Consider the following 23,959-nt stretch of genomic DNA (forward strand, 5'->3'; position numbering starts at 1 on the left):
GGCCGTCGCGCCGGCGCTACATTCTGCCCATGCAATCGTCCGTTTCTCCGCCCCACGCATGAACCGCATCAAGACCTACGGCATGGCCGAGCGCGCGGATTATTTCGACTTCGATATCCGGGCGCAGCAGGTGCGCGAGCCGCTGGAGCAGCCGCACCGGCACGAGTATTTCCAGATCCAGGTGAACCTGGAGGGCGACACGCGCCAGACCATCAGCGGCACCACGCGGCCGTTTCCGCGCGGCGGGCTGAGCTTCGTGCTGCCGTACCGGGTGCACCTGGTGCCGCATCCGCCCGGCGCGCGCTACGTCATCATCAATTTCGCGCAGCGCTTCCTGTGGCCGGAGCTGGCGGTGGACGCGCTGGACCTGGAGGACGTGCCGGTGTCGCAGGCGCCGGCGCTGGCGCCGTTCCTGTTCCAGGAATACCTGGATTTCGAGCTGGACGCGCAGGGGCTGGCCGAGGCCGAGACGCTGATCGCCCGGCTGATGGCGGAGAACCGGCGGCGCGGCTTCGGTTCGTCGACGGCGATCCGCGGGCTGCTGCTGCAGCTGATCGGGCTGGTGTGCGCACGCTACGAGGCCGACCTGCTGCACCTGGCGCGCCATCACGCTGGCAGCAGCCGGCGCGAGAGCGTGCGACGGGTGCTGGCGCACATCGGCGCGCGCCTGGCCGACAACCTGACGTTGAATGACGCGGCGGCGGCGGCGTTCCTGTCGCCCAATTACCTGGCGCACCTGCTCAAGAAAGAGACCGGCAAGACCTTCACCGAGCTGGTGGCCGAGCGCCGCATGGCGCTGGCGCGCGATCTGCTGGCGCATACGGCGCGCGGCGTGGCGCAGGTGGCGCATGCCGCGGGATTCGCGGACGAGGCGTATTTCTCGCGCCGCTTCCGGCAGCTGGAAGGCGTCAGCCCGACCGGCTACCGCGAGCGTCTGCGCGGCGACGGCGCGCGGACGCCGCCGAAGGTCGCGCAGGAGGCCGGGCAAAAGACGGGGCGAAAGGCCACGCAAACGGGACGGCAGGGCACGCCGCGAAATGCGCGGAATCGTCCACGGATTGCGTAATCGTCTCCAGGCGACGCGGGTGGCGCGGACCTAATCTGGCCGTGACCCCTCGCAACCTTCAGGAGACCCGCGATGACCCAATCCGCCCAGACCCCGTTTGCCGTGCCGCAGACCACCGTGCCGATCGCCGGCGGCGACCTGCGCTTTCCGGTGCGCCGCATCTACTGCATCGGCCGCAACTATGCCGCGCACGCCATCGAGATGGGTTCGGACCCCAGCCGCGAAGCGCCGTTCTTTTTCCAGAAGCCGACGGACGCGATCCAGGTGGTGCTTCCGGACACGGTGGCCGATCACCCCTACCCGCCGCTGACCCAGAACTACCACTACGAGGTGGAACTGGTGGCGGCCTTGTCGCAAGGCGGCCGCGACATCCCCGTGGAACGGGCGCTCGACTGCGTCTACGGCTACGCGTTGGGGCTGGACATGACGCGGCGCGACCTGCAGCGCGGCATGGGCGACCAGAAGAAGCCGTGGGAAATCGGCAAGAGTTTCGACCACGCGGCGCCGATCGGCCCGATCCATCCGGTGAGCCAGACGGGACACTACAAGGAAGGCAGCATCTGGCTGGCGGTCAATGGCGAGCGCAAGCAACAGGCGACGCTGTCGCACATGATCTGGTCGGTGGCCGAGCAGATCGCGCGGCTGTCGCAGGCTTTCGAGCTGTTCCCGGGCGACCTGATCTATTCGGGCACGCCGGAGAACGTGGGGCCGGTGGTGCGCGGCGACGTGATCGTGGCGCACGTGGACGGCCTGCCGGAGTTGAGCATCCGCATCGTCTGAGGCGCGGCGCGGGCTGCCTTGGCCGCCGTCCCCGGCGCCAGGCTGGTCTTGGCGCCTGGCCGCCCGGCATGCGGCGGGGCGCCGCAAGGCGGGGAGCGCCGTGCGCCATCGCGCTGCGTCGGCCGGCCGCGCGTGGATCTGAGAGTAAGATTTAAGCCATAACAAACAGCCCATGTGGCAGGAGCAGTGGAAGATGGCAAAAATCGGTATGGTGGGCATCGGCCTGATGGGCCATGGCATCGCAAGCAATCTGGTCAAGCACGGTCACACGCTGACGGTGCTGGAGCATCCGGGCAACCAGCCGCTGGACGCGTTGAAGGCGGCGGGCGCCACCAGTTGCGCCGACGGCGCGACGCTGGCGGCGCAGTCGGACGTGATCATCCTGTGCGTCACGGGCAGCCCGCAGGTCGAGGCGGTGCTGCTGTCGCCGGGCGGCGTGCTGGAAGGGCTGCGCCCGGGCACGGTGATCATCGACTGCTCGACCGCCATTCCCTCGTCCACCGTCAAGGTGGCCGAGGCGGTCACCGAGAAAGGCGGCCGTTTCCTCGACGCCCCCATGACGCGCACGCCGAAGGAAGCCGCAGAAGGCCGCCTGAACCTGCTGGTGGGCGGCGACAAGGCCTTGTTCGAGGAATGCAAGCCGATCCTGGCATGCTTTGCCGAGAACATCGCGCATGCCGGTCCGGTGGGCGCGGGCCATCGCATGAAGCTGCTGCACAACTATGTGTCGCTGGGCGCGATCGCGCTGCTGTCGGAAGCGGCCGCGTGCGCGCTGCGCGCCGACATCGATCCGGCGGTGTTCGCCGAGGTGCTGACCAAGGGCGGCGGCGGCGGCGTGGCGCTGGAGCGCCTCAAGCCCTACCTGCTGGAGCAGGACCCGTCGTCGCTGCGCTTTTTCATGTCGAACGCGCAGAAGGACCTTTCGTACTACAACACCATGGCGGCCGAGACCGGCGCGGTGCGCGAGATCGGCGCCGCGGTGCTGCACACCTATGACCAGGCGGTCAACCAGGGCGGCGGCGAACGCTACGTGCCCGAACTGGTGTCGCTGCTCAAGGACCGTTAAGGGAGCGTTGAGCCTGACGGCGGCGCGGGTTCAGCGCCCGCCCGCCGCCATCGCCGGCACGGCGCGCAAGGCGCCGCGCCGCGGCAGTTGCAGGGAAATGGCGGCGGCCAGCAGCAGCAAGGCGCCGGCCGCGCCGAACGCCACCCAGTGGGTATGGAAGGTCTCGAAGGCCCAGCCACCCAGCCATGAACTGATCATGCCGCCGACCTGGTGGCCCAGGTAGGTCAGCCCGTACAGCACGCCCACCAGGCGCAGGCCGTAGACGTCGGCCAGGATGGCGGACGACAGCGCGATGCTGCCGGCCCAGACCACGCCGCCGATGGTGGCGGCGGCATACAGTTCCCAGTGCGCCCCGACCATGACCAGCGCGAAGAACCCCAGCCCGCGCACCAGGTAGATGACGGCCAGGATGTTGCGGCGCTCGACCTGGTCGGACATGCGTCCCAGCACCAGGGTGCTGAAGATCGCCACCAGGCCGATCAGGCCGATGCCCAGCGAGCTGGTGGTGGCGTCGAAACCATGATCCATCAGCATGGGCATGCCATGCGTGCCCAGCAGGTTCATGCTGAAGCCACAGGCGAACAGGCCCAGCGCCACCTGCCAGAACGGCAGCGTGCGCACGGCGTCGCCAACGCGCAGGTCGGGTGCCTTGGCGGCGGGCCGGGCGCCGGCTTTCCTTTCGACGATCTGGTGGGGCAGCAGGTCGGTGTGTTCGGGCGCCTGGTCGCGCATGACGAACAGCGCCACCGGCACGGTCAAGAGCGCGAACAGGACCGCGAAGGCCAGCAGGGTTTCCTGCCAGCCCACGGCGCCGATGGCGAAGGTGAGCGTGGGGGTCATCAGCGCGATGCCGGCCATGGAGCCGGTGGACAGGAAGAACAGCGCCATGCCGCGCTGGCGCGTGAACCAGCGGCTGATGACGGGGGTCAGCGCCACCGGGCTGGTGAAGGCCAGCCCGATCGACAGGGCCACGCCGAACGCCAGCAGGAATTCGATGGGGCCGCGCGCGAACACGGTCCAGATCGACGAAGCCACCACGATGGCGGTGCCGGTGAGCAGCACGAAGCGGGTGCCGCGGGTGCTGACCAGGTAGCCGGCCAGCGGCATGCCCAGGCCGTAGCACAGCATGCCGACCGCGACGATGCCCGACAGCAGGCTGCGCGAGAAACCCAGGCCGTCCGCCATGGGCAGGAAGAACGGCCCGATACCCATGCGCAGCCCCACCGTGAGCAGGGTCAGTACGGTGGCGGCGCCGACGATGTTCCAGCCGAAATACCAGCCGCCCGATGCTTGCTTGTCCACTTGCCTCTCTCCTTGTGTTCTTGTCGCGCCGGGGCGCTTCGGTACACGGGCATCGGAGATGCGAGGAGACGGAAGCCGACCGCCGGACGCGCCATATTACTCCCGGCTATATGCGGGTGGCGGGGCAACGGTGAAATCCTGTCCGGTGAGCGGCCAGGCGCCGCGCGGCTGGCGGCGCCTGCAAGCGTTACCAGCGGTAGCGCGCCGTCATCATCAGCGTGCGCTCGGCGCCGCGATAGCACTCGCCCATGTAGCAGATCGAGTAGTAGTCGCGGTTGAACAGGTTGGTGGCATTGAGCGCCAGGCGCCACGGGCCTTTCTCGTAGTGGACAACGGCGTCGACGAGCGCCACGCCCGGTTCGCTGCTGGTGTTGTGCTCGTCGTTCTGGCGCCGGCCGATGTAGCGCACGCCGCCGCCCACGCCCAGGCCTTCGGCCAGGGTGTAGTCCAGCCACAAAGCCGCCGTCTGCTTGGGCACGCCCATGGGGATCTTGCCGACTTCCTGCGGATCGCCGCTGTTGCGCACGGTCATGTCGAGCCAGGTGTACGAGGCCGCCAGGTTCAGGCCGCGCGCCAGCTCGCCCTTGGCCTCGAACTCGATGCCGCGGGCGCGTTGCTTGCCGATCTGGCGCTGTTCGTTGGTGATGGGGTTGAAGCTGACGATGTTGGTCTTGTTCAGGTCGAACACGGCCACGGTGTACAGGCTGCGCGACCCCGCCGGCTGGTACTTGACACCGACCTCGACCTGCTTGCCGCGGCTGGGCTTGAAGGGGTTGCCGTCGCCATCCACGCCGCTGCTGGGCAGGAACGATTCCGAATAGCTGATGTAGGGCGCCACGCCGTTGTCGGCCACGTAGGTCAGGCCGACGCGGCCGCTGAAGGCGTTGTCGCGGACCTGAGCATGGGTGCCCGCGAGGCGGTTGTCGGTGGTGGAGGTGACGCGGTCCTGGCGCCCGCCCAGGGTCACGATCCAGTGGTCATCCACCTTGATCTGGTCCTGCAGGTAGAGGCCGGCCTGGCGGATGGTCTGGCGGTAGTTGGCGAGCGGCTGGGTTGGGGTGGGAATCGGCACGCCATAGACCGGATTGAGCAGGTCCAGGCCGGGCGCGGGGCCGATAAAGCGGTTGGCCTTGGCGTGCTGGTCGTTCCAGTCGACGCCGAACAGCACCGTGTGTTCGGCGCCGGCCAGCCGCAGCTTGCCCAGCATCTGCGTATCCAGCACGGACTGGCTCATCGGATCGTCCCAGGTGCGGGCCACGCGGGTGATGGCGGTGACGTCTTCGTTGATCTCGTCGGTCCAGACCGCACGCCGGTCGAGCGACAGATGGCTGTAGCGGAAATTCTGGCGGAAGGTCCAGGCGTCGTTGAAGCGATGCTCGAACTGGTAGCCGATCGAGGCCTGCTCGCGCTTGATGCGGCTAAAGCCCGGATCGCCCATCTTGACGTCGGTGAGCTTGTAGTCCTTGGCGAAGTAGTACGGATCTTCCCCGGACTTGTCCTTGATGTATTCGCCCAGCAGCGTCAGCGAGGTGGCGGCGCTGGGCTGCCAGCGCAGAGACGGCGCCAGGTACAGGCGCTTGCGGTTGATCTTGTCGCCGTTGGGGTATTTGTCCTGGTCATCGCTGTCCAGCCCCACGCCCACCAGGCGGTAGCTGAGCGCGTCGCCGGGGCCGAACGCATCGCCCAGGTCGAACGCCAGCCGCTTGCGCTCGAAGCTACCGTACTGCACCTCGACTTCGCGGATGCGGTCGCCGCTGGGCAACTTGCTGACGCGGTTGAGCAGGCCGCCGGCATCGCTCTGGCCGAAGGTCATCGACGATGGGCCGCGCAGCACCTCGATGCGCTCCAGGCCATAGGGCTCGGTGGAGTAGTAGGTGACGCCGGCCGGATTCTGCGCCAGGCCGTCGCGCATGGTGACGTTGTAGGTCATGAAGCCGCGCAGGCTGATGTATTCCCAGCCGCGGTTGTCGGGACCGTAGGTGTTGACGGACACGCCCGGGGTGTACTGGATGGCGTCCATCACGTCGAGGGCGCCGCGCGCCTCCATTTCCTCGCGGCCGATCACCGAGACCGATTGCGGCACCTCCAGGATCGGGGTGTCGGTCTTGGTGGCGGTGGCGGTGCGGCTGGCGGCATAGCCCGGCACCGGACCGAAGGCGGTTTCGCCGGTGACGGTCACGGCATCCAGGGTGGCGACGCCGGCGGCGGGCAGCGCGCGCAGCACGTAATTGCCGCCGCCGCGATGGCGCGCCTCCAGCCCGCTGCCGGCCAGCAGGCGGGCCAGGCCGGCCTCGACGCCATAGGCGCCGCGGATGCCGGCGGACTGGCGCCCGCGGGTCTGGTCGGCGTTGAACGACAGGGTGATGTCGGCGGCCGCGGCGTAGCGGCTGAGCACCACGTCCAGCGGCCCGGCGGCGATGTCGTAGCTGCGCGCCGCGGACGCGGCCTGGGCCTGCGCCACGGAGGCCAGCGGTCCAGCGGATGCCGCGGCGCAGACGGCGGCGGCGACCAGCGCCGGCAACAGGCGCGGCCTGGCCCGGATGGGCGGGCGCGCGGCCGCAGGTCGACGAAGGTGGGAAGCGAAACGGGGAACGGCGGCTTGCGGCTTGCGGGACACGATGGCTCTCATGAACGGGACTCGGGAAGCCGCCAGGTCCTGACCCGGCGGCCTTCCGTGGTAGGCCGGATGAGAATGAAAAAGAGCAACCCCCGCGACGAAAAAAATCAACGCGGGACGACGCGCACCCAATAACGGGTGCGGGTGCGCAGGGCCACCGGCAGCGATGCGGCGATGTTCTCCAGCACCGCGTCGGTATCGGCCAGGCGGAAGGCGCCCGACAGCCGCAGGTGCGCCACCGCGGGATCGCAGCTCAGGCTGCCCTGGCGATAGCGCGCCAGCTCGGCGATGAAGTCGCCCAGCGGCTGGTCGATGGCGACCAGCCGGCCGTCGACCCAATCCGCCAGACCCACCGTCACCGGTGCGGGCGCGGCGGCGGCGCGGGCCGTCAGAAGGCTCAGCTGGCCGGCCTCCAGGCGCCGCGATGGCGCCGCCGGATCGGCCGGTTGCAGCAGCACCGCATCCTGGAATACCGCGACGCGCGTGCCTCCGGCCTCGCGCCGCACACTGTAGCGGGTGCCGAGCGCGCGCGCGCCGCCGTCCTCGGTCCAGACCTCGAACGGCCGCTGGCCGGCGGGGTCGGGCGCGGTCTGCACCAGCACTTCGCCCTGATGCAGGCGCAGCAGGCGGCGTTCAGGGCCATAGTCGATATCGACGGCGGAAGCGGTGTTCAGGTACAGAGTGCCACCGTCGGGCAGCGTGACGGTGCGACGCTCGCCGATGGCGGTGCGCAGCCCCGCGGCCAGGACGCGCCAGGGCGGCGTGGCGATCCAGCCGAAGGCGGCGCCGCCGCCCGCCAGCAGGGCCAGCGCCAGCAAGCGGCGGCGCTGCTGGCGGCGGGCGCCGCGCAGGGTGGGCAACAGCAAATCGCCGGGCACGCTGCCAAGCTGTTCCTGCAAGGCCAGCATCCGCGCCCATGCCTGGCGGTGGCGCACGTCGGCATCCAGCCAGCGGCGCCAGGCGAGGCGGGCGGGATCGTCGGCATCGGCCTCGCGCAAGGCCACATACCACTGCGCGGCGGCCTCGAGCAGTTCAGCCGCGGGCCGCATCAGTCGGCGGCCAGCAACAGGCACTGCGTCAACGCGCGCACCATGTGCTTCTTGACGGTGGTAACGGACACGCCCAGCCGCGAGCCCACTTGCGCATAGGTCAATTCCTCGAACTGCGCCAGCAGGAATATCTCGCGGGTGCGCGGGCCGAGTTGGTCCAGCATGCGGTCGATGGCCAGCACGGTTTCCAGCAGAATGGCGCGGGTTTCGGGCGAGATGGCGACCGGCTCGGGCCGCGCCGCCAGGGTTTCAAGGTAGGCCCGCTCGATGGCCTGGCGGCGGTAGGCATCGGTGACGAGGCCGCGGGCGATGGTGGCGAGATACTCGCGCGGACGCAGGATCGCGTCGACATTGCGGTTGGCGAGTACGCGCAGGAAGGTGTCCTGGGCCAGGTCGGCGGCGCTGTCGCCATTGCCGAGCTTGCGGCGCAACATGCCGACCAGCCATGAGTGATGGTCGCAGTACAGCGCTTCGAGGGTAGGAGCGGGAACCAGGTCGGACATGGGACGCACTTGACGCCCATGCAACCGAGCGACTCAGGAATGAATATTATTCTCGATTCTAGCCGACCGTTGCGCCGCCGTGGCGCAAGAAAAACCGGGCCGTTGCGGCGAACCGACGTCCCCGGGTGGCGCCCCCTCCCCCGCCGGCGCGGACCTACCGCAACACATTGCGCACGAAGCGCAGGGGGGCGTCGGCGTCATTGCGATAGGAATACGGCTGCGCGCTGCTATAGATGGCGAAGTCGTTGGCCTGGACCTGCTGCACGACGTCCGACAGTTCCAGTTGCAGCGTGCCTTCGATGACGTAGATCATCTCGTGCCAACCTTCGGGATCGGGTTCGGCCACGTAGGTTTCGCCCGGCGCCAGCGTCCAGAGCCAGAGTTGCGCTTCGCAACTGGCGGGCGCCGCGCCCAGCAGCATGGCCTGGCTGCCCGGCCGCTTGCCGCGCCAGGCGCGGGCCTCGATGCGGCGCCGTTCGCGCGCCGGGTCGCTGACCAGGTCGACGAACCCAACCTCCAGCGCCTGCGCCAGCTTGTCCAGGCTCGACAGGCTGATATTGGAGTTGCCCGCTTCCAGGCCGGCGATCATGCGGCGGCTGATGCCGGAAGCCTCGGCCAACGCTCCCTGGCTCAGGCCGGCGGCCTTGCGCAACCGTTTTAGATTGGCCCCCACGTGGGTGAGGACATCGCTGTCCGAATTGGTAATGTGCAGTATATTGCTCAAATCTGTAACACCCGAAGTCCGCCGTGAAATCCGAATCGATGTTTGCCTTGTCGCGCCAGGAAATCGCCCTGGTGCTGGTCACCATGCTGTGGGGAAGCACTTTCCTCGTTATCCATATCGCCATGCAGCATAGCGGACCGCTGTTCTTCGTGGGAGTGCGGTTCACCCTGGCGGGAGTCGTGTCGATGCAGCTGTTCCGCCGGCACATGGCACGGCTGACGCGGCGCGAAGCGGGCGCGGGCGTGGCGATCGGCTGCGCGCTGTTCCTCGGTTATTACCTGCAGACCCTCGGCCTGCGCACCATCACCAGCAGCCAGTCGGCCTTCATCACCGCGCTGTACGTGCCGATCGTGCCGCTGCTGCAATGGGCGGTGCTCAAGCGCCCGCCCGGACTGATGAGCTGGGTCGGGGTGGCGCTGGCGTTCACCGGGCTGGTGCTGCTGGCCGGTCCGGAGGCCGGCGCGCTGCATTTCAGCGCGGGCGAACTGGCCACGCTGGCGGGCGCGGCGGCGATTGCGGCCGAGATCATCCTGATCGGCCATTTCGCCAGCTCGGTGGACAGCCGCCGCGTCACGGCGGTGCAGCTGCTGACGGCCGGGCTGGTGTCGTTCGCGCTGATGCCGGCGCTGGGCGAGGCGGTGCCGGAATTTTCATGGCTGTGGGCCGGCGGGGCGATCGGACTTGGCCTGGCCAGCGCGGTGATCCAGCTGACGATGAATTGGGCGCAGAAGTCGGTGTCGCCCACGCGCGCCACGGTGATCTACGCCGGCGAGCCGGTGTGGGGCGGCATCGTCGGCCGGCTGGCCGGGGAGCGCCTGCCCGGCCTGGCGCTGGTGGGCGCGGCGTTGATCGTGGCGGGCGTGCTGGCCAGCGAGGTGAAATTCAAGCGCCGCGGCAAGCCGGCGCCGGGCAGGACCTGAACGGCGCGGCGCGGGCGGACAGCCGTCAGCCGCCCTGCTCCAGGAACGCCTGCAACGCCGGCACGGTGTTCAGCACATGCTGGCGCATTGCGGCTTCGCAGCGATCGGGGTCGCCGGTGAGCAGCGCGTCTATCAGCTCCTGGTGCGATTCGCGCACCCGCAACACGCGGCCGGGCTGGGCGGCCCACAGGCGCATGTAGGGCTCGACCACCGAGTGCAGTTCGGAGATCTGCCGCAACAGGCGCGGCTGCTGGCAGAAACTACAGAGGTATTCGTGGAAGTCGCGGTGGGCGCTGGTCCAGTCCAGGTAGTCGCCCAGGCCCTGCTCCAACTGGTCGAGCATGCCGGACAGGCGGCGGACGTGCTCGGCGCTCATGTGGCGCACGGCATTGCGCACGGCCAGCCCTTCGAGCACGGAGCGCATTTCGAAGACTTCGCGCATTTCCTGCTGGTTCAGGCCGCGCACCACGGCGCCGCGGTTGGCGCGGATCTCGACCAGGCCTTCGGACGCCAGGCGGCGCAGCGCGCCGCGCACCGGCATGCGGCTGGTGCCGATTTCGCTGGCGATGACTTCGGGCACCAGGCGGTGGCCGGGCGGATAGTTGCCCAGCCGGATTTCGCGCTGCAGGTGCTGGTAGGCCTCTTCTTCGGCGCTGACGGCTGTCTTCTGATACTGCAGCATCCTCGTCCCCGGGTTTTCAAAGCCGCCATGATAGATAAACGCAAAAATAACACAAATTGGATCCAGTGATCCATGGATGCAAATACCTATGTTCGGATCGCCATGGCTCGCGTCAAATCCGTGACTGGCGCGCCGGCCGTGCGCGCCCGCCGGGGACCGCAACGGGCGACAGACCCGCCTGGCGCTCACCGATACAACGCATTCAAGGGGAATCCATGCCTTTCCGTCTCATCCGCGCCCTGGCGGGCGCCGCCGCGCTGGCCTTCGCCGCCCAGGCCGGCGCCCAGGCCACCGACTGGCCGCAGCATCCGGTGCGCATCGTGGTGCCGTTCCAGGCCGGCTCGGCCACCGACCTGATTTCGCGCCAGCTGGGCGCGGCGCTGTCGACCGAACTGGGCCAGCCCTTCGTGGTGGAGGCCCGCCCGGGCGCCGCCGCCGCGATCGGCAGCGCCTCGGTGGCGCGCTCGGCGGCCGACGGCTACACACTGCTGATGGGCGGCCCGGCCGCCATCGTCACCAACCGCTTCCTGCAGAAGCGCCTGGCCTACGATCCGGACAAGTTCGAGCTGGTGTCGATGGTGGCCTACACGCCCAACATCCTGCTGGCCAATCCGCAGCAGCCGTTCAAGACCCTGCCCGAGATGATCGCGTATGCCCGCGCCAATCCGGGCAAGTTGACCTACGCCTCGTTCGGCACCGGCACCACCTCGCACATGGCGGGGGAAATGCTCAAGTCGGTGGCCGGCATCGACATCCTGCACGTGCCCTACAAGGGCGCCGGCGAAGCCATTCCGGCGCTGCTGAGCGGCCAGGTCTCGATGTACTTCGACACCATCATGACCGGCCTGCCGCAGGTCAAGAGCGGCGCGCTGCTGGCGCTGGGCATGTCCAATTCGCAGCGCTCGTCGCTGGCGCCGGACATCCCGACCATCGCCGAGCAGGGCTACGCCGGCTACGACATCGCGCCGTGGTACGGGCTGGTGGCGCCGGAAGGCACGCCCGCGCCGATCCTGGACAAGCTCAACCGCGCCGTCAACAAGGTGCTTGCGGATCCCGCGTTGCGCGGTAAGCTGGCCGAAGCCGGCGCCGAGCCGCGTGGCGGCAGCCGCGAGGAATTCGCCGCCTTCATCAAGGCCGAGATCCCGCGCACCAAGCAGTTGATCGACCAGGCCGGCATCACCCCGCAGTAATTTCCCACAGAGTCTCCACGCCATCATGTCCTCCCCCTTCGATTGGTCTTTTCCGTACGCTTCCCGAAAAATGCCGGTGCTGGCCGCCAACGCGGTGGCAACCAGCCAGCCGCTGGCGGCCCAGGCCGGGCTGCGCATGCTGCTGGCGGGCGGCAATGCCGTGGACAGCGCCATCGCCACCGCCATCGCGCTGACCGTGGTCGAACCCGTGATGAACGGCATCGGCGGCGACATGTTCGCGCTGGTCTGGCACGAAGGGCGGTTGCATGGCCTGAACTCCAGCGGCTGCGCGCCGGCGGCATGGACGCCGGAGTATTTCGCCGGCCGCGACGCCATGCCTGGCACCGGCTGGGGCACGGTGACCGTGCCCGGCCAGGTGGCGGGCTGGAAGGCGCTGTCCGAACGCTTCGGCAAGCTGCCCTTCGCCAAGCTGTTCGAACCGGCGATCGCCTATGCCGAGGAAGGCTTCGCGGTCAGCCCGACGATTGCGCGCCAATGGGCCACGCAGGCGCCCAAGCTGGCGCAGGAACCGGGCTTTGCCGAGGCGTTCCTGCCGCAAGGCCGGGCGCCGCGGGCGGGCGAATGGTGGCGCTTTCCGGCGCAGGCGCGCACCTTGCGCGACATCGCCGAAAGCGGGGGCGACAGCTTCTACCGCGGCGCGCTGGCCGGCAGGATCGTCGACTTCGCGGCGCGCACCGGCGGCACCCTGGGCGCGGCCGACCTGGCCGAACACCGCCCCGAGTGGGTGACGCCGATCTCGCAGTCGTTCCGCGGCTACGAACTGCACGAAATCCCGCCCAACGGCCAGGGCATCTCGGCGCTGATGGCGCTGGGCATGCTGGAGCAGTTCGACCTGGAAGCGATGGGCCGCGACAGCGCCGATTACTACCACGTCAGCATCGAGGCCATGAAGCTGGCCTTTGCCGACCTGCATCACCACGTGGCCGATCCGCGCCACATGCGCACCGACGCCCGCGCCCTGCTCGATCGCGCCTACCTGGCCGAGCGCGCGCGCCTGATCTCGATGGACCGCGCCGCCGTGCCGGTGGCCGGCACGCCCGCCAGCGGCGGCACGGTCTACCTGACCGCCGCCGACGCGGGCGGCACCATGGTGTCGTTCATCCAATCCAACTACCACGGCTTCGGTTCCGGGGTGGTGGTGCCGGACACCGGCATCAGCCTGCACAACCGCGGCCTGAACTTCGTGCTGACGCCGGGCCACGCCAACCAGGTGGCGCCGCGCAAGAAGCCCATGCACACCATCATCCCGGCCTTCGTCACCCGCGGCGGCGAGCCGGTGATGTCGTTCGGCGTGATGGGCGGGTCGATGCAGGCGCAAGGCCATCTGCAGATGGTGACGCGCCTGGCGGCCTTCGGCCAGAACCCGCAGGCCATGAGCGATGCGCCGCGTTTCCGGGTCGAGAAGGGGCCGGTGGTGAACGTCGAAGCGCACCTGCCCGCCGACGTGGTCGAGGCGCTGCGCCAGCGCGGCCACAACGTGGCGGTGGCGCCCGCCGACAGCCTGGAATTCGGCTCGGCGCAACTGATCTGCCGCCTGCCGCAGGGCGGCTACGTGGCTGCGTCCGATTCGCGCCGCGACGGCCAGGCGGTCGGCTTCTAGGGCTGGCGGGCACGGCGGCGGAACACGCCGCCGGAAAGGGGCTTGATCGGTCATATGGACGACGCGGGGCGCGGCGATACTGCGGCGCAGACTCACCAAGGCCCCTATGAACCGCATCCTGTCCGCCGCGGCGCTGGCCGCCGCCCTGGCGACCTCGCTCACCGCCCCGTCCCACGCGCTGGCCGCGCTGCCCATGGCCGTGGACGGCCAGCCCCTGCCCTCGCTGGCGCCCATGCTCGAACGCGTGACGCCAGCGGTGGTCAACATTTCCGCCCAGGGCGATGGCGCGCCGGCGTCGGCCTTCGGCCAGGCCGGTGGCGGCGGGCGCCAGAGCATCGGCTCGGGCGTGATCGTCGACGCGGCCCAGGGCAATATCCTGACCAATCACCACGTGGTGCGCGGCGCCACGTCCATCCGCGTGTCGTTGCAGGACGGCCGCAGCTTCACCGCCACCGTGGTCGGCAGCGATCCGGACACCGACCTGGCGGTGCTGCGCATTCCGCCCGACAAGCTGCAGGCCCTGACGCTGTCCGACTCGAGCGACCTGCGGGTGGGCGATTTCGTGGTCGCCATCGGCGATCCCTACGGCCTGGGCCAGTCGGCCTCGTCCGGCATCGTGTCGGCGCTGGAACGCTCCAGCCTGCGCGCGGCCGGCTACCAGAACTTCATCCAGACCGACGCCTCCATCAACCCGGGCAACTCGGGCGGCGCGCTGGTCAACCTGAACGGCGAACTGGTCGGCATCAATACCATGATCTACACGCCATCGGGCGGCAATGTCGGCATCGGCTTCGCGATTCCGTCGAACCTGGCGGGCGAGGTCATGCGCCAGTTGCTGCAGCACGGCCAGGTGCAGCGCGGCGGCCTGGGGCTGGACACCATCGACATCACGCCGCGCAACGCGCGCCAATTGGGCATGGCGCCCAACGCCACCGGCGTGGTGGTGGCGCGGGTGGCGGACGGTTCACCGGCGCAACAGGCCGGCGTGCAGGCGCGCGACCTGGTCGTGGCGCTGGACGGCAAGCCGATCGGCACCAGCGCCCAGCTGCGCAATGCCGAGGGCCTGCTGCCCGTGGGCAAGCAGGTGCGGCTGACGCTGTCGCGCGGCGGCCAGCGCTCGGAAGTGACGCTGCGCATCGAGCCGGAGCGCAACGAGCGGCTGCACGGCGGTTCGCTGGATGCGCGCCTGAATGGCGTGGAGTTCACCGAGATCGGCCGCGCGCAGCGCCTGAAGGGCAACGATGGCGTGGCGGTCAGCGCCACTTATCCCGAGCGCGGGCCGGTGGCGGCGCGGATGCAGCGCGGCGACATCGTCATCGGCGTCAACCAGCGCCCGGTGAGCCGGCTGGCCGACCTGCGCGGCCTGCTGAGCGGCGCGGCGCCGGGGCAACCGCTACTGCTGACGCTGGTGCGCGGACAGGCGATGTACACACTGCAGGTCAACTAGGCTAGGACCTGCTCGCATCACGAGGCCCCCCCCGGGATCGGCGCGGGGCATGAGCAGTGCGGAAGCAGCGGGCCGCCCCGCCCGCGCGGCCGCGAGACGGGCGATAATGCCCAGCTTCCCGCCACGCGACCACCATTCATGCCAGCCTCCCACGCCTCCCTCGCCCTCTGGGGTATTTCCGCCCTGGCGATCGTCGGCATCCTGCTGCGCCCCTGGAAGTTGCCCGAATACGTCTGGGCCGGCGGCGCCGCCCTGCTACTGACGGCGACCGGGCTGATCCCCTGGCAGGCAGCGCTGGGCGCGGTCGGCAAGGGGCTGGACGTCTACCTGTTCCTGATCGGCATGATGGTGCTGGCCGAGCTGGCGCGCCAGCAGGGGCTGTTCGACTGGCTGGCGATGGTGGCGGCGCGCCATGCGCGCGGGTCGGCGCGGCGGCTGTTCGACCTGGTGTTCCTGGTGGGCATCCTGGTCACCGTATTCCTGTCGAACGACGCCACCGCCGTGGTGCTGACGCCGGCGGTGTACGCCGCGGCGCGGGCCGCCGGCGCGCGGCCGCTGCCGTATCTGTTCATCTGCGCCTTCATCGCCAACGCCGCCAGCTTCGTGCTGCCGATCTCCAATCCCGCCAACCTGGTGGTGTACGGCAGCCAGATGCCGCCGCTGCTGGACTGGCTGCAACGCTTCACGCTGCCGTCGCTGGCGGCCATCGGCCTGACCTACCTGGCGCTGCGCTACAGCCAGCGCGAGGCGCTGCGCCAGCCATTGCGGGCGGACATCGTGCCGCAGCCGCTGGGCAGCGGCGCGCGCCTGACCGGCATCGGCATCCTGCTGACCGCGCTGGTGCTGATGGCGGCCTCGGCATTGCATGCCGACCTGGGGTTGCCCACCTTCATTGCCGGCCTGGCCACCGCCGGTTTCATCCACCTGCGGCAGCGGCTCAATCCGCTGCCGGTGCTGCGCCACGTGGCCTGGGGCGTGCTGCCGATGGTGGCCGGCCTGTTCGTGCTGGTCGAGGGCCTGGCGCTCAGCGGCGCCATCGACGCCCTGGCGCGGGCGCTACTGCGGCTGGCGAGCGACTCGGCCGGCGGCGCGCTGTGGGGCGCCGGCATCGTCGCGGCGCTGGCCAGCAACGTCATCAATAACCTGCCGGCCGGACTGATCGCCGGGTCGGTCGGCCAGATCGCCGACCTGCCGGCGCAGACCGCCGGCGCCTTGCTGATCGGCGTGGACCTGGGCCCCAACCTGTCGATCACCGGTTCGCTGGCGACGCTGCTGTGGCTGATCGCGGTGCGGCGCGAGGGCCAGCACGTGGGCGCGCTGCGCTTCCTGAAACTGGGCGCCTGGGTGATGCCGCCGGCGCTGCTGGGCGCGCTGCTGATGCTGGCGCTGGCCGGCGGCTGAACCGCCGCGGGGCCGGCACAGGACGCGCCAGCGAGCCATCGCACGCGTCTCAATGGCGCCCGCAACGGCATTCGCGACGGCGGCCCGGTGCGCGGGACTCAGGACTGGGGCTGGGCCAGCAGGCGCTGGATCTCGGCCTCGGTCTCGGCGTAGCGCCCCTCGCCAAAATGGCGATAGACGATGTTGCCCCCCTTGTCGATCAGGTAGAACGCCGGCCAGTACTGGTTGCGGTAGGCGTCCCAGGTCTTGTAGTCGTTGTCCTGCGCCACCGGGTATTCGATGCCGAAGCGCTTGATGGCGTCCGCCACATTCTTCGTTGTGCGCTCGAAAGGGAATTCCGGCGTGTGCACGCCCACCACCACCAGGCCCTGGTCCTTGTACTTCTGGTGCCACTGCTTCACGTACGGCAGCGTGTTGATGCAGTTGATGCAGGTGTAGGTCCAGAAATCCACCAGCACCACCTTGCCTCGCAGGCTGGCCAGGGTGCGCGGCTCGCTGTTGAGCCAGGTCTGGATGCCGGTGAATTCCGGCGCGGGAACCGGCGCCGGGGCGGCGGCATGCGCCGCGGTCCCCAGCAACAGGCCAGCCACGGCGAGCTTGACGGAAACGAGGGCCCGGCGGGCGGAAAGGCGGATGGATGGCATGGTGCGCTCCTTCAGGTCACGGAAAATCGGGTTGCGGAAAGTCGGGTTGAAAAAAAACAGGTCGCGGAAAAACGGACAGGAAAAAAACAGGTCACGCGAACAGGCGGCTGATCCAGGCATAGGCCAGCACGTCGTACTGGAAATGGATGGCGATGGCCGACGCCACCAGCAACACGCCGAAGGCGCGCTGCAGGCGCACGGCGTGGCGGGCGATGGCGCCGACCCGGCGGGCCGCGAAGCCGCCGCCGTAGGCAATGACCAGCATCGGGATGCCGGCGCCCAGCCCGTAGACCAGCAACAGCAGGCTGGAATGGGCCAGGTCCTGGGCGCGCGCCGCCAGGATCAGGATCGATGCCAGCACCGGCCCGGCGCAGGGCGTCCAGACCGCGCCCAGCGACATGCCCAGCAGGAAGCCGCCGGCATTGCCCGAACCGCCCCGGGCGCCCAGGCCGATCACACCCTGCAGCGGGCCGCTCAGCCGCGCCGCCAGCCAGTCGTACGGCCGCGGCCAGATGCGCGCCAGGCCGAACAGCGCCAGCGCCGCCACGGACACCGAGCGCACCGCCTCATGGGCCGATTCCACCGCGCCCGACAGCAGGCTGAGCGCGATACCCAGCCCGGAGAACGCCAGCACGAAGCCCAGCACGATGCACAGCGGCCGCAGGCGCCCGGCGCGCTCGACCGCGCTGCCCAGCAGGATCGGCAGCAGCGGCAATACGCAGGGCGAGGCTACCGTCAGCATGCCGGCGGCCAGGGCGAGCGGGGTGTCGATGAGGGTGGTCATGGCGGGCGGTCCGTTTCAGTCTCGATGACCGCATTGGACGCGCGGCGGGTATCCGCCCTGTGCCGGAAAGCGGGGTTTTTGCGCGGCTTTTGTATCGTGTCCGGCCGCGCATACACTACGACACACTTCGCGCCGCGGGCGGCGCTATAACCTGCCGGACACCCCTTGCCGGAGCCCGACCATGAAGCACCCCGCCCCCCCGCCGCGTCCCCGCCCCACCCTGCGCCGGCTGCTGGCCGTGCTGGCGCTGCTGGCCGGCGGCCTGGGCGCCGAAGCCGTCCAGGCCGGCCCATGCCAGCTGATCGTCAACAGCCAGGACCGCCGCCGCACCCCCCCCGCTGAGTAGAATGCGCCATGGACAATCCAGACCACATCCTGATCGTCGACGACGACCGCGAGATCCGCGAGCTGGCCGGCAACTTCCTCAAGAAGAACGGCCTGAACGTCACGCTGGCGGCCGATGGCCGGCAGATGCGCAACCTGCTCGAAACGCTGACCGTCGACCTGATCGTGCTGGACATCATGATGCCCGGCGACGACGGCCTGGTGCTGTGCCGCGAGCTGCGCGCCGGCAAGCACCGCCGCACCCCGATCCTGCTGCTGACCGCGCGCGACGAGGACATGGATCGCGTGCTGGGGCTGGAGATGGGCGCCGACGACTACCTGGTCAAGCCCTTCGTGGCGCGCGAGCTGCTGGCGCGGATCAAGGCGATCCTGCGCCGCACCCGCATGCTGCCGCCCAACTTCCAGGTCACCGAGCCCGGCCGCGCCGTGCGGTTCGGCGCCTGGACGCTGGACACCACCGCGCGCCACCTGCTGGATGCCGAAGGCACGATCGTGTCGCTGAGCGGCGCCGAATACCGATTGCTGCGGGTCTTCCTGGACCATCCGCAGCGGGTGCTGAACCGCGACCAGCTGCTGAACCTGACGCAGGGGCGCGACGCCGATTTCTTCGGCCGCTCGATCGACCTGCTGGTCAGCCGCCTGCGCCAGCGGCTGCGCGAGGACGCGCGCGAGCCGATGTATATCAAGACGGTGCGCAGCGAAGGCTATGTATTCGCCGCGCAGGTCGACGTGTCCGAGGCCACGTAGATGGCCGCCCGGGTCCCGGCCTGGCGCCGCTGGCCGCGCACCCTGGCGAGCCGGCTGTTCCTGGTCTTCCTGGTGGGCCTGGTGCTGGCCCACGGATTGTCGTTTGGACTGCAGTTCTACGAGCGCTACCAGTCGGCCAGGAGCGTCATGCTCGACAACCTGGAACGCGACGTGGTGGTCGCGCTGGCGATCCTGAACCGCCTGCCGGCCGACGAGCGCGCCGCCTGGCTGCCGCGACTGAGCGCCAGCAACCGCCAGTACCTGTTGGGACCCGGCGATTTCGACCGGCCGTTGCAGACGCCGGCCGCCGAGGCGGTGCGCGACTCGATCCAGGCGGCGCTGGGCAATGCCTATCCGCTGGCCTTCGGCACGGTCGGCGACGACCCCAAGCACATCCAGGCGCGCGCCACGCTGGCCGACGGCCAAGCGGTCACGCTCGACATCCACATGAGCGTGATGCCGCTGGCGATGTGGCTGCCGGTGGTGCTGCTGGCGCAGCTGGCGCTGCTGATCCTGTGCGCGTGGCTGGCGGTGCGGCTGGCGATCCGGCCGCTGACGCAGCTGGCCGGCGCGGCCGATGCGATGAGCCCCGATCGCCGCAGCCCGCGGCTGGCCGAGGACGGGCCGGCCGAAGTGGCGCAGGCCTCGGCGGCATTCAATGCCATGCAGGACCGCATCGCCGCGCACCTGGCCGAGCGCATGCAGATCCTGGGCGCGATTTCGCACGACCTGCAAACGCCGATCACGCGCATGAAGCTGCGTTCGGAATTCATGGACGATTCGGCCGACCGCGACAAGCTGGCGCACGACCTGCAGGAAGTCGAGCAGCTGGTGCGCGACGGCCTGGCCTACGCGCGCAGCGCGGGCGCCGCCACCGAGCCGCCCGCGCGCATCGACCTGGACGCGTTCCTGGACAGCCTGGTGTGCGACTACACCGACATCGGCAAGCCGGTGACGCTGCAAGGCCACTGCCCTGGCCCATGGCAGACCCGGCCGCGCGCCTTGCGCCGGATCCTGGGCAACCTGATCGACAACGCGCTGAAATTCGGCGGCGCGGCAGAAGTCCTGATCGGCCCGGCCGAGGACGGCCACGGTGTATCGATTCGCGTGCTGGACCGCGGCCCCGGCATTCCCGAGCAGGAATTGCAGGCGGTGCTGCAACCGTTCTACCGGCTCGAAGGCTCGCGCAACCGCGACAGCGGCGGCACGGGCCTGGGGCTGGCGATCGCGCGGCAACTGGCCGACGTGATCGACGGCGAATTGCGGCTGCGCAATCGCGAGGGCGGCGGGCTGGAGGCGCAGGTGCTGCTGCGGCCCGCCGCCTGAGCGCGGCGAGGTAGCGCGCGCTTCGATTTTCCAGATGAAAAACGCCCCGCGATGTCGCCATCGCGGGGCGTTGCTTCTGAAACTACGGACTCAGAGAATCGCCAATTCCACGTCGATATTGCCGCGGATCGCGCCCGAGTAGGGGCAGGTCTGGTGCGCGGTGTCGACCAGTTGGCGCCGCTGCTCGTCCGACAGTCCCGGCAGCGAAATGTTCAGCCTGACTGCCAGCGCGTAGCGCGCGCCGCCGTCGGTCTTGCCCAGCGACACCTCGGCATCGACCGCCACGTCGCGCGGCACGGCGATGCCGAGCTTGGCGCCGGCCAGTTGCATGGCGCCGATGAAGCAGGCGGAATAGCCGATGCCGAACAGTTGCTCGGGGTTGGTGCCGGGCCGGCCCGAGCCCGGCGGGCTGAGCGGCAGCAGCAGCGCGCCGTCATCGCTGCGGCCGGCGCCTTCGCGGCCGCCGGTGGTGTGAGTGTGGGCGGTGTACAGCACGGTTTCCAGCGCTTGGGACATGATGGCTCCTGGTATCGGAATTGAGGAACCCGCATTGCACCAAGACGCTGTATCCCGCCTGTGTCGCAAGACCGCCGCTTTTGCGTCGTACTGTATCCCGCGTCCGTGCCGGCGGCGGCGCGCGCCTCAGGCCGGCGCGGCAGGCGCGGCGGCGTCGTCCGGCGCCAACAGCGTGAACGCGTCCGGCCCCGCCCGCCGCGCCATGGCGTCGAGAATGCGCTGAACCAGTTCGGGCACCAGCGGGTGCGGCGGCTGGCCGGCCAGCGTGGCCATGCCCACGCAGTAGTCGATGCGCGGCCGGAACGGCCGGCAGACGATGCCCATGTCCTGGCACAGGCGCGCGAACAGGCCGTTGACGATCGACACGCCGATGCCCTGCGCCGCCAGCCGGCAGGCCATTTCCACCGAATGCACCTCGGCCTTGATCTGCGGCATCATGCGGCCCTGCCGGAAGGCCTGGTCGATCTGCAGGCGCAGCGAACGCTGCCGGCCCAGCAGCACCAGGTCGACGCCGATCAGGTCGGCCGGGCCGATCTCGTCCAGCGCCTGCAACGGATGGCCCGGCGGCATGATGCAGACCGCCTCGGTCGCCAGCCGCCGCAACATGGCCAGGCCCGAATTCATCGGCGGCGAGCGCACCAGCGCCAGGTCGGCCTCGCGCCCCAGCACCGCCACTTCGCTGGTTTCGTAGGTGCCCACCAGCACTTCCAGCGCGACGTCGGGATGGTCGGCCAGGAACGATTCGACCACGGCGGGCATGACCGACTGCGCCACCGTGCTGGGCAGCTGCACGCGGATCAGCGTGCGCCGCTGCCCGCCCAGCCGCAACTGGTTGACGTGGCGCTGCAGCGACTCGGCGTCCGAGATCATGTTCTGCACGTCGGGCAGCAGCGATTCGGCCTCGGCGGTGGGATGCAACCGACCCTTGCGACGCACGAACAGCGGCACGCCCAGGTCGGTCTCGAACTGGCTCAGCAGGCGGCTGACGGCCGGCTGCGACGAACCCAGCCGCTGCGCGGCTTCGATGGTCGAGCCGGTGGTCATGAAGGCGAGGAAAGCCTCGAGCTGCTTGAAATTCATCCTGTCCCGCGGGGTCCGCAATATCGGCGCCGCGCGGCACGGCACGCGCGAGGCCTAGGGTTAACACCAAATTTCTCGTCATTCACATAGCCATATGCCGCCTTCGCATACGGTTGCCAGTCGGGCGCGATGGATCGAACATTCCGCCCATCCGGATTCTCGCCATTCATGAATCCGCAATCAATACGCGATATCGCCGATATCTTCCGGCAAGGAGCCCCCAGATGCGCGCCGTTCCGTTCCCCGCTTCCTGTCGCCGCGAGGCGCCATGACCGCGTTCATTATCCGCCGGCTGTGCCAGAGCCTGGTGATCCTGGCGCTGACCTCGCTGATCGTTTTCGCCGGCGTCTACGCCATCGGCGACCCGATCGAGATCCTGGTGCCGGCCGACGCCACGCAGGCCGAGATCGCGCAGGCGGTGCAGTCGCTGGGCCTGGACCTGCCGCTGTACCAGCAATACCTGAAGTTCGTCGGCAACGCGCTGCACGGCGACCTGGGCACCTCGTTCGTCTTCAACCAGCCCGCCATCCAGCTGATCCTGCAACGCCTGCCGGCCACGCTGGAATTGGCCTGTGTGGCGCTGCTGCTGGCGCTGGCCATCGGCCTGCCGCTGGGCCTGGTGGCCGGCCTGAAGCCGGATTCGGCGCTGGATCGCGGCATCATGACCGGCTCGATCCTGGGCTTCAGCCTGCCGAACTTCTGGCAGGGCATCATGCTGGTGCTGATCTTCTCGGTGACGCTGGGCTGGCTGCCGTCGACCGGGCGCGGCCCCACCGGCGATATCCTCGGCATCCACACCAGCCTGGCGTCGTGGGACGGCATCCGCCACCTGATCCTGCCGGCGCTGAACCTGGCGCTGTTCAAGATCGCGCTGATCGTGCGCCTGACCCGCAGCGGCGTGCGCGAGACGATGCCGCTGGACTACGTGAAGTTCGCCCGCGCCAAGGGCCTGCGCGAATCGCGCGTGATCTACATGCACGTGCTCAAGAACATCCTGATCCCGATTGTCACCGTGGTGGGCATGGAGTTCGGCTCGCTGATCGCCTTCGCCACCGTCACCGAAACCATCTTCGCCTGGCCCGGCGTGGGCAAGCTGATCATCGACAGCATCATGAAGTTGGACCGCCCGGTGGTGGTTGCCTACCTGCTGATCGTGGTCACCATGTTCATCGTGCTCAACCTGCTGGTGGACATCATCTATTCCGTGCTGGATCCCCGTGTCCGCGTGGGAGCCTCCGAATGACATTGCTTGCGAAAAAATGGCTGCCCGGCCGCGACACCACTTTCGGCCAGGCGCTGCACGGCGTGCTGGACAGCCGCCCCGCGACGCTGGCCGCGATCATCTTCCTGCTGCTGGTGCTGGCCGCGCTGCTGGCGCCGTGGATCGCGCCGCAGAACCCGTATGACCTGGCCGCCATCACCATCCTGGACGGCCGCATGCCGCCGGGCAGCCAGGGCATCTATGGCGACATCTACTGGGCCGGCACCGACGCCCAGGGCCGCGACATGCTGTCGGCCATGATGTATGGCCTGCGCACCAGCCTTTCCGTGGGCGTGCTGAGCGGCCTGTTCGCCATGGCCGTGGGCACCGTGCTGGGCCTGACGGCGGCGTATTTCGGCGGCCGCATCGATGCGCTGATCATGCGCCTGGTGGACCTGATGCTGGGTTTCCCGACCATCCTGGTGGCGCTGATGATGCTGGCCATCCTGGGCCAGGGCGTGGACAAGGTGATCCTGGCGCTGGTGGTGGTGCAGTGGGCCTACTTCGCCCGCGCGGTGCGCGCCACCGCCGTGGTCGAGCGCCGCAAGGAATACATGGAGGCGGCGCTGTGCCTGGGGCTGAGCCACCGGCGCGCGCTGTTCAGCCAGTTGCTGCCGAACTGCATCCCGCCGGTCATCGTCATCGCCATGATCCAGACCGCCAACGCCATCGCCGCCGAGGCCACGCTCAGCTTCCTGGGCATCGGCCTGCCGGTCACCGAGCCGTCGCTGGGCCTGTTGATCGCCAACGGCTACCAGCAGATGCTGGCCGGCCTGTACTGGATCAGCGTGTTTCCCGGCCTGCTGCTGCTGACCGTGGTCTTCACCATGAACATCGTGGGCGACCGCGTCCGCGAGGCGCTCAACCCGCGCCTGCAGAAATAGGAAG

At 69.4% G+C, this 23,959-nt stretch carries 23 protein-coding genes; 13 read left to right on the plus strand and 10 right to left on the minus strand.

Going from position 1 to position 23,959, the window contains the following annotated elements; translation table 11 throughout:
- The first annotated feature begins 58 nt into the window (after positions 1–58).
- The 3 genes from AT699_RS22495 (at position 59) to AT699_RS22505 (ending at position 2,912) form a co-directional block, all read left to right on the plus strand.
- Entirely contained in the window at positions 59–1,066 is a 1,008-nt protein-coding gene (locus AT699_RS22495; protein WP_006387590.1) for a helix-turn-helix transcriptional regulator, read from the plus strand.
- Positions 1,067–1,138: 72 nt separating this feature from the next.
- Complete coding sequence (locus AT699_RS22500) at positions 1,139–1,846, plus strand: fumarylacetoacetate hydrolase family protein (RefSeq protein ID WP_006387589.1); 708 nt, start codon at positions 1,139–1,141, stop codon at positions 1,844–1,846.
- Positions 1,847–2,039: 193 nt separating this feature from the next.
- Entirely contained in the window at positions 2,040–2,912 is an 873-nt protein-coding gene (locus AT699_RS22505) for an NAD(P)-dependent oxidoreductase (protein ID WP_006387588.1), read from the plus strand.
- 30 nt (positions 2,913–2,942) lie between these two features.
- On the opposite strand, the gene AT699_RS22510 is transcribed toward AT699_RS22505, so the two are convergent.
- The 5 genes from AT699_RS22510 to AT699_RS22530 form a co-directional block, all read right to left on the minus strand.
- Positions 2,943–4,214, minus strand: a complete 1,272-nt coding sequence (locus AT699_RS22510) for an MFS transporter (protein WP_006387587.1) — start codon at positions 4,212–4,214, stop codon at positions 2,943–2,945.
- Positions 4,215–4,401: 187 nt separating this feature from the next.
- Positions 4,402–6,843 (minus strand): TonB-dependent siderophore receptor, encoded by a 2,442-nt coding sequence (locus tag AT699_RS22515; RefSeq protein WP_111727693.1) that lies wholly within the window; start codon positions 6,841–6,843, stop codon positions 4,402–4,404.
- A 95-nt stretch (positions 6,844–6,938) separates the two neighbouring features.
- Entirely contained in the window at positions 6,939–7,880 is a 942-nt protein-coding gene (locus AT699_RS22520) for a FecR domain-containing protein (protein WP_024069931.1), read from the minus strand.
- Entirely contained in the window at positions 7,880–8,383 is a 504-nt protein-coding gene (locus AT699_RS22525) for a sigma-70 family RNA polymerase sigma factor (RefSeq protein WP_006387585.1), read from the minus strand. Before AT699_RS22525 ends, AT699_RS22520 begins: the two co-directional genes overlap by 1 nt.
- A gap of 154 nt (positions 8,384–8,537) precedes the next feature.
- Positions 8,538–9,107, minus strand: coding sequence for a helix-turn-helix domain-containing protein (locus AT699_RS22530; RefSeq protein ID WP_049054439.1), 570 nt, complete (start codon positions 9,105–9,107; stop codon positions 8,538–8,540).
- A gap of 38 nt (positions 9,108–9,145) precedes the next feature.
- Between AT699_RS22530 and AT699_RS22535 the strand changes: the two genes are divergently transcribed.
- A complete protein-coding gene (locus AT699_RS22535) occupies positions 9,146–10,027 on the plus strand; it encodes a DMT family transporter (RefSeq protein ID WP_058207467.1) in 882 nt (293 codons plus the stop codon).
- Between the two features lie 25 nt (positions 10,028–10,052).
- On the opposite strand, the gene AT699_RS22540 is transcribed toward AT699_RS22535, so the two are convergent.
- Positions 10,053–10,709, minus strand: coding sequence for a GntR family transcriptional regulator (locus tag AT699_RS22540; protein WP_020928973.1), 657 nt, complete (start codon positions 10,707–10,709; stop codon positions 10,053–10,055).
- Between the two features lie 215 nt (positions 10,710–10,924).
- On the opposite strand from AT699_RS22540, the gene AT699_RS22545 reads away from it, so the two are divergent.
- The 4 genes from AT699_RS22545 to AT699_RS22560 all read left to right on the plus strand — a co-directional run bounded on the left by AT699_RS22545 (position 10,925) and on the right by AT699_RS22560 (position 16,368).
- Complete coding sequence (locus AT699_RS22545; RefSeq protein WP_024069934.1) at positions 10,925–11,899, plus strand: Bug family tripartite tricarboxylate transporter substrate binding protein; 975 nt, start codon at positions 10,925–10,927, stop codon at positions 11,897–11,899.
- A 25-nt stretch (positions 11,900–11,924) separates the two neighbouring features.
- A complete protein-coding gene (ggt, locus tag AT699_RS22550; RefSeq protein WP_058207468.1) occupies positions 11,925–13,520 on the plus strand; it encodes a gamma-glutamyltransferase in 1,596 nt (531 codons plus the stop codon).
- Positions 13,521–13,626: 106 nt separating this feature from the next.
- Positions 13,627–14,967 (plus strand): trypsin-like peptidase domain-containing protein, encoded by a 1,341-nt coding sequence (locus tag AT699_RS22555; protein ID WP_024069936.1) that lies wholly within the window; start codon positions 13,627–13,629, stop codon positions 14,965–14,967.
- A 138-nt stretch (positions 14,968–15,105) separates the two neighbouring features.
- Positions 15,106–16,368, plus strand: a complete 1,263-nt coding sequence (locus tag AT699_RS22560) for an arsenic transporter (RefSeq protein ID WP_024069937.1) — start codon at positions 15,106–15,108, stop codon at positions 16,366–16,368.
- A 98-nt stretch (positions 16,369–16,466) separates the two neighbouring features.
- Here the strand turns inward: AT699_RS22560 and AT699_RS22565 are convergent, their stop codons facing one another.
- Both AT699_RS22565 and AT699_RS22570 read right to left on the minus strand, forming a co-directional pair.
- Entirely contained in the window at positions 16,467–17,012 is a 546-nt protein-coding gene (locus AT699_RS22565; protein WP_006387576.1) for a thioredoxin family protein, read from the minus strand.
- 91 nt (positions 17,013–17,103) lie between these two features.
- Entirely contained in the window at positions 17,104–17,796 is a 693-nt protein-coding gene (locus AT699_RS22570) for a cytochrome c biogenesis CcdA family protein (RefSeq protein ID WP_006387575.1), read from the minus strand.
- 181 nt (positions 17,797–17,977) lie between these two features.
- Here AT699_RS22570 and AT699_RS31700 point away from each other — a divergent pair, with 181 nt between their 5' ends.
- The 3 genes from AT699_RS31700 to AT699_RS22580 are packed head-to-tail and all read left to right on the plus strand — an operon-like array spanning position 17,978 to position 20,214.
- On the plus strand, positions 17,978–18,142 hold the full coding sequence (locus tag AT699_RS31700; protein ID WP_024069938.1) for a hypothetical protein: 165 nt from the start codon (positions 17,978–17,980) through the stop codon (positions 18,140–18,142).
- Between the two features lie 8 nt (positions 18,143–18,150).
- The gene (locus AT699_RS22575) at positions 18,151–18,888 is read left to right on the plus strand and encodes a response regulator (protein ID WP_006387573.1); all 738 of its coding nucleotides are present in this window, start codon (positions 18,151–18,153) and stop codon (positions 18,886–18,888) included.
- Positions 18,889–20,214 (plus strand): ATP-binding protein, encoded by a 1,326-nt coding sequence (locus AT699_RS22580; RefSeq protein ID WP_024069939.1) that lies wholly within the window; start codon positions 18,889–18,891, stop codon positions 20,212–20,214.
- A 90-nt stretch (positions 20,215–20,304) separates the two neighbouring features.
- Here the strand turns inward: AT699_RS22580 and AT699_RS22585 are convergent, their stop codons facing one another.
- Together AT699_RS22585 and AT699_RS22590 are read right to left on the minus strand one after the other, a co-directional pair.
- A complete protein-coding gene (locus tag AT699_RS22585; protein WP_020928980.1) occupies positions 20,305–20,730 on the minus strand; it encodes an organic hydroperoxide resistance protein in 426 nt (141 codons plus the stop codon).
- Positions 20,731–20,856: 126 nt separating this feature from the next.
- Positions 20,857–21,810, minus strand: coding sequence for a LysR family transcriptional regulator (locus AT699_RS22590; protein WP_024069940.1), 954 nt, complete (start codon positions 21,808–21,810; stop codon positions 20,857–20,859).
- Between the two features lie 268 nt (positions 21,811–22,078).
- On the opposite strand from AT699_RS22590, the gene AT699_RS22595 reads away from it, so the two are divergent.
- Together AT699_RS22595 and AT699_RS22600 are read left to right on the plus strand one after the other, a co-directional pair.
- Positions 22,079–23,053 carry an ABC transporter permease gene (locus AT699_RS22595; RefSeq protein WP_020928982.1) on the plus strand — a complete coding sequence of 325 codons (975 nt, stop codon included), beginning with the start codon at positions 22,079–22,081 and terminating at the stop codon, positions 23,051–23,053.
- Positions 23,050–23,955 carry an ABC transporter permease gene (locus AT699_RS22600; RefSeq protein WP_006387568.1) on the plus strand — a complete coding sequence of 302 codons (906 nt, stop codon included), beginning with the start codon at positions 23,050–23,052 and terminating at the stop codon, positions 23,953–23,955. The genes AT699_RS22595 and AT699_RS22600 overlap by 4 nt, the downstream gene beginning before the upstream one ends.
- Positions 23,956–23,959: the final 4 nt, after the last annotated feature.

It is taken from the genome of Achromobacter xylosoxidans (genome assembly GCF_001457475.1).
GTDB lineage: Bacteria > Pseudomonadota > Gammaproteobacteria > Burkholderiales > Burkholderiaceae_B > Achromobacter > Achromobacter xylosoxidans.